The organism is Microcystis sp. LEGE 08355 (genome assembly GCF_015207185.1).
Classification (GTDB): Bacteria; Cyanobacteriota; Cyanobacteriia; order Cyanobacteriales; family Microcystaceae; genus Microcystis; species Microcystis panniformis.
Genome location: NZ_JADEXI010000313.1, coordinates 1 through 5,482 on the forward strand (window position 1 = coordinate 1; position 5,482 = coordinate 5,482).

Here is a 5,482-nt window from a genome sequence, read left to right on the forward strand (position 1 = left end):
ACTAACAGCATCGTTACCAATATTGTGGAAGGTTGTGTCAGCGTCCGTCAGGGAGAAAAAACCACAGAAATCGCTGCCGAAACAATTTTATGGGCAGCGGGGGTAAAAGCATCGAGAATGGGGCGAATTTTGGCCGAAAGAACTGGGGTAAATCTCGATCGCGTCGGCCGGGTAATCGTCGAACCCGATTTAAGTATCGCCGGTTATGCCAATATTTTTGTGATCGGGGATCTGGCTAATTTTGCCCATCAGGGAGATAAACCTTTACCCGGAATTGCCCCCGTGGCCATGCAGGAGGGCGAATATCTGGCGAATTTATTAATTTCTCGCCTAAAAGGGCAAACTATTCAACCTTTTCATTATATTGATCGAGGTAGTCTGGCAGTTATCGGCCAAAATGCGGCCGTGGTTGATTTGGGATTTGTCAAGTTTTCCGGGTTCATCGCTTGGTTAGTCTGGGTTTGGGCCCATATTTACTATCTGATCGAATTTGATAATAAATTAGTGGTGATGGTGCAATGGGGTTGGAATTATTTTACCCGCGGTCGTGGCGCTCGTTTGATTACGGGAGAGGGGCAAAATTTAGCCTCGGGACAATTGCCGCAAAATAACAGCCAAAATAATAATAATCTCGCCGTTTCTAACCAGACGGAAACTCTCTCTCCACCGATTGTGAAAGTCTGAAAAAAATAGCCGTGATTATCTAGTTATCAGTTAGCCGGTAAGAACAATCGATCATGAAAATAGAACGTCCTAACAGTCTAGAAATTACCCCAGAGGAAAGCCAAGAATTAGAATATTTACGGGTTAAAATTGAACGAGCGATCAAAGATGGTGTGATCACAAGAATAGAATTTGAATCGATTAAAACAATCATGTTTTCTAATAAGAAAAATAATCCCGACCAAATCCTCCGGCAAGTGACACTCTATCGCCATTTAGTCGTTGAAAAAATGAATAATGGCGAACTAATTTTTGAATCTCCCCAATAGGGCGAAATCCTCCTTTTAGCTATTTAGTACAAATGCTCAAACTTCCTCTCCCTTCTTCCCAATTCCCACTATCCTATACCTTTTAAACGGGATTTAGTAAGTAGCTAGACACAATTAATTAGACATATCTAACCACCTCTTTCCTTTTGCCTCCTGCCTTTTGCCTTCATTAGCTTATTCTTTTTTGTCGCTACCCGGAAAAGCTCGACCTTGAATATTTTCTAAAGCTGAAACTGCCGCCCTGGAACCAGCGATAATATCTCGTTCTTCTCCCCCTAAATATAAGCGGCCAAAACTGCCCACGGAAGTAACGTGTAGGATATTAATTAAAGCGGCTTTTTCGGCCTGATTAGCGGCCAGGGAAGCGTAGGCGGCCGGTTGCACTTCTAGAACGTATAAAGTCTGTCCCGCCATTAACATCATACCCCGAGAACTACGGTTAATTAATTGGGCTTGGTAAGCGTCAATGTTGCGAATAATTTGGCTAGAAACAATTTGCGGTTTCAGACAATCGCGCTGACTAACGCCTAAATACTGCAAAATTGCCTGACCGGCCGCCCTGACCTCTCCCTGACTGCTAGAATGGAGTTCTAGCAGTCCATAGAGTCGTTCTACGAATAGAACCCCCGGACGAACCACGGCGGATTTGAGGGCAATATCGGTGATGCGATTAATCTCGATGCCGGGGGAAATTTCAATCCAGAGGGAAGCATCCCCGGGTAAGGGTAAAAATCCTTGGGCGACTGTACCGATGTAAGCGGCGTGTTGAAGCTGTAAATTGTCAAGATAAACGTAACTGCGAAGTTCTACACCCAAGCTAATTTCTCCCTCTTTCTGTCCTCTAGCCAATCCCCATGCAAACCCCGGAGCGACGATTAATCTATCCTTAATTAGGGCTTAGGCATTATCATCTTTAACTATAGTATAGAATTGACTGCCCTTAAATTTGCCTGGGGGAAGCGGTAAAAAAACTATAATTATGGGGACAAACTGAGGGACAACCAGCATGACGATTCTTTTAGGGGGAGATATCGGGGGAACTAAAACAATCCTGCGTTTAGTGGATTGCCAAAACTCACCAGATAGTCCCCAACCCCTGCTAACTACTCTCGATCAAGAAATTTATCCTAGTGAACAATACCCCGATCTGGTCCCGATCGTCCAGCAGTTTTTGGCCCGACAAACCACTATTCCCCCGGTGGAAAAAGCTTGTTTCGGTATTGCTGGTCCTGTGGTTAACAATAGTTCCGAATTGACTAATTTAAGTTGGTTCCTAACTGGCGATCGCCTAAGCCAGGAGCTGCAGATTGAGCGAGTAAAATTAATTAATGATTTTGCGGCGATCGGTTATGGGGTGTTAGGATTAGCCCCAGAGGAGCTGCACAATCTACAGTCGGCCCCAGCAGTACCAGAGGCCCCGATTGCGGTTATTGGTGCGGGAACGGGGTTAGGAGAGGGTTTTTTGATTCCTGTGTCGAAGGGTAAATATCGGGTGTTTGCTAGTGAGGGTTCCCATGCCGATTTTGCCCCTCGATCGAGTTTAGAATATCAACTATTAAATTATCTCTTGGAACTCTATAATATCGAGCGCCTTTCGGTGGAGCGAGTGGTTTCCGGCCCTGGAATCACTTCTATCTATCGATTTCTCCACGATAATAACTATAGTCAGTCCTCGCCGGCCATGGCGGAAATTTACCGCACTTGGTTAGAAGAAATGGGTAAACGGCAAAAAACCGTCGATTTAGCGGCTAAAATTGCCAGTTTTGCCCAAGATGACTCGGATCATCTTTGTTATCAAACCATGAAAATCTTTGTCGAGGCCTACGGTGCGGAAGCGGGCAATTTAGCCCTCAAGTTGCTTCCCTACGGAGGATTATACATAGCGGGAGGGATTGCGGCCAAAAATCTTCCTCTAATGACCGAGGGTAGCTTTATGAAGGCTTTTCGCGCTAAAGGTCGGATGACGGAGTTATTAAGCAATATTCCCGTCCATATCGTCCTTAATGCTCAAGTGGGACTAATGGGGGCGGTTTACTGTGCTAGTCAGCTATGAGCGATGGTTGACTGGATTTTACCAACAGCAGCGAGCGAGGCAAGCGATCTAAAAATGTTCTCCACCACGGTTTTCCTGCCCTTGGTCGTGCTTGGGGGGGCTTAGATGTTATTTTTGGGGTTTATCAACAAAAGCCGCTAGAAAGCCGAAAAAATGCCGATCAACAGCTAGAAAAAGTCCTGCTGTCCTGTCAGGAAAAAATGTTAAATTGCGACCGGGCCAGTTTTGCCGACAAACTGCACTGGTGCGGTGATGGAAAATAGCCTAGGGTAGTTAGTTGCTCTGGCTGGGGGGTCAATGCTATGATTAGGAAGACTTTTGCGGGTATAGTTCAGTGGTAGAACGTCACCTTCCCAAGGTGAATGTCGCGCGTTCGAGTCGCGTTACCCGCTTCTGACGACAATTGATTTGACATACCCCACGCCGTAAACGGACGTGGATTCTTCTAGCATCACTGCTGTGAATTTATGGCTCAACGAGTCCACTTGAATTAGATTCCTGGCGAAATCCCACCTCTGGGTGGTTCTCTCCTCAGACTTTCGCGACCTTACAGAAGCCTGTTCTCGGGGGACCCTACGATACAGTTCAAAACCTCTAAAATAATTGGTTTCTTTGGTACTTGGTGCTGAGAATTTTTACCTATAGGAGCATTCCCCTATAGAACCCCATAACTCTAGTTTTCCAGGTGCGTTCATCGGTTGATGACTGGGTTTTTTAAGCGGTTGCTTACCCGGCCCCCTATTCTTAGTATCATACATCAGATCAAGTCGCCCTAAAAGGGCGAGGCTTTAAACCCAATTTTTTGGTAATATATCAATTAACTGGCAAGATGGGCTTGGTCAAGTTAACCCCTTTGGCTGTTAACCGTCCCATCAAGCTGCTCTAGGGCAAAGATAATGCTATCGCTACCATGAAACTAATTATCGGGGGACGTTACCAAGTTATTAAACCTCTAAGTCAAGGGGCTTTCGGTCAAACTTTTTTAGCCCAAGATAACTATCGCCCCGGCCGTCCTCAATGTGTGGTCAAACAGTTAATCCCCCAAGTGGTTAACGAAGTTACTATAGGATTATTTGAGAGTGAGGCCAGAGCTTTAGAAAAACTCGGCCATCATCCTCAAATACCGCAATTTTTCGCCAGTTTTCAGGAAAAGAAGTCTTTTTATCTCGTTCAAGAATTTATCGATGGTCACGATCTTAGTCAGGAAATCTCTAAGGGTAAGCGTTTAGAAGAGAGTCAGGTAATTCAGTTATTAAAGGATATCTTGGAAGTTCTCGCTTTTGTCCATCAAAATAACATTATTCACCGAGATATTAAACCCGATAATATTATCCGTCGCCAAGAGGGCAAGCTAGTTTTAATCGACTTTGGCGGAGTCAAACAAGTGGGGACTCAATGGCCAAAAGCAAAACAGACCAGTGTGTCCATTGGGATTGGCACCCCTGGTTATATGCCTAGTGAACAGGCGCAAAATAAACCGCGATTGTCTAGCGATGTCTATGCCGTGGGAATCATCGCTATTCAAGCCTTAACCGGTCTCAAACCGATGCAATTTCCCGAAGATGCCGAAACCGGAGAAATCGCTTGGCGCAATCATGCCGATGTTAGAGATGATCTAGCAGTTATTATCGATAAAATGACCCGTTATGACTGGCGCCAACGCTTTCCCTCGGCAGCAGAAGTTTTAGATGCCATAAAAGAGTTACTGCAATTGCGTCAACAACAAGCTTTAGTGCTGGAAATTTCAGCAGAGGATTTGTTTTATCGCGGTAACGCGCATCTCGATTTGGGGCAGCATCGCGAAGCAGTTCAATTGTATCAACAGTCCCTGCGGAAAAAGCCCAATTTTGTCAATGCTTGGTATAATCGCGGTCTGGCCTTGCAACGATTAGGGCGTTTTCCTGAAGCTTTAGGGTCTTTTAATCAGGTAATTCAATTAGAGACTAATAATGCTCGGGCTTGGTTTTATCGCGGCATCGCTTTAGCTAATTTACGACAAATCAGCGCCGCAATCGCATCTTTGGATAAGGCGATTCAACTGCAGCCAGATTATCTGGAAGCATGGCATTACAAAGGCATGATTTTCTGTCGGATGCAACGTTATGCCGAAGGTCTAGCGGCTTATAATCAGGCCCTGGCCATTAAATCCGATGCTAATGTTTGGTTTAGCAAAGGCGAAGCTTTACGGGAATTAGAACGACTCAGTGAAGCGGTCGCCGCTTATAATAAGGCTTTACAGTTACAATCCCAAAAGGCTGAGGCATGGTATCAACGGGGTTGTTGTCTCTACAAGTTAAAATGCTTCTCGGAAGCAGTGGTTTCTTTTAACCAAACCCTACAACTAGAGCCTAGCCATCAATTCGCTCTCCAACAACGGAATTTAGCCCTGAATCACCTGAAATTGTAGGCAGCCAGCCAGCTTTTTGGCGATTAATCC

Annotated in this window: 5 protein-coding genes and 1 tRNA gene; 5 read left to right on the top strand and 1 reads right to left on the bottom strand. The window is 45.2% G+C overall.

Going from position 1 to position 5,482, the window contains the following annotated elements; genetic code table 11:
* The coding region (locus IQ242_RS15570; protein WP_193960590.1) for an NAD(P)/FAD-dependent oxidoreductase at positions 1-684 on the top strand (684 nt) is incomplete at its 5' end.
* 53 nt (positions 685-737) lie between these two features.
* Positions 738-992 carry a hypothetical protein gene (locus IQ242_RS15575; protein ID WP_193960591.1) on the top strand — a complete coding sequence of 85 codons (255 nt, stop codon included), beginning with the start codon at positions 738-740 and terminating at the stop codon, positions 990-992.
* A 174-nt stretch (positions 993-1,166) separates the two neighbouring features.
* On the opposite strand, the gene IQ242_RS15580 is transcribed toward IQ242_RS15575, so the two are convergent.
* Positions 1,167-1,808, bottom strand: coding sequence for a hypothetical protein (locus tag IQ242_RS15580; RefSeq protein WP_002766539.1), 642 nt, complete (start codon positions 1,806-1,808; stop codon positions 1,167-1,169).
* 190 nt (positions 1,809-1,998) lie between these two features.
* On the opposite strand from IQ242_RS15580, the gene IQ242_RS15585 reads away from it, so the two are divergent.
* The 3 genes from IQ242_RS15585 (at position 1,999) to IQ242_RS15595 (ending at position 5,452) form a co-directional block, all read left to right on the top strand.
* Positions 1,999-3,045, top strand: coding sequence for a glucokinase (locus IQ242_RS15585; protein ID WP_193960592.1), 1,047 nt, complete (start codon positions 1,999-2,001; stop codon positions 3,043-3,045).
* A gap of 320 nt (positions 3,046-3,365) precedes the next feature.
* A tRNA-Gly gene (locus IQ242_RS15590) sits at positions 3,366-3,437 on the top strand.
* A gap of 518 nt (positions 3,438-3,955) precedes the next feature.
* Positions 3,956-5,452, top strand: coding sequence for a tetratricopeptide repeat protein (locus IQ242_RS15595; RefSeq protein ID WP_193960593.1), 1,497 nt, complete (start codon positions 3,956-3,958; stop codon positions 5,450-5,452).
* Positions 5,453-5,482: the final 30 nt, after the last annotated feature.

Bases quoted from the DNA above. Each gene is read 5' to 3' on its own strand.
- IQ242_RS15585 (WP_193960592.1), top strand. From the start codon at position 1,999: ATGACGATTCTTTTAGGGGGAGATATCGGGGGAACTAAAACAATCCTG.
- IQ242_RS15595 (WP_193960593.1), top strand. From the start codon at position 3,956: ATGAAACTAATTATCGGGGGACGTTACCAAGTTATTAAACCTCTAAGT.
- IQ242_RS15575 (WP_193960591.1), top strand. From the start codon at position 738: ATGAAAATAGAACGTCCTAACAGTCTAGAAATTACCCCAGAGGAAAGC.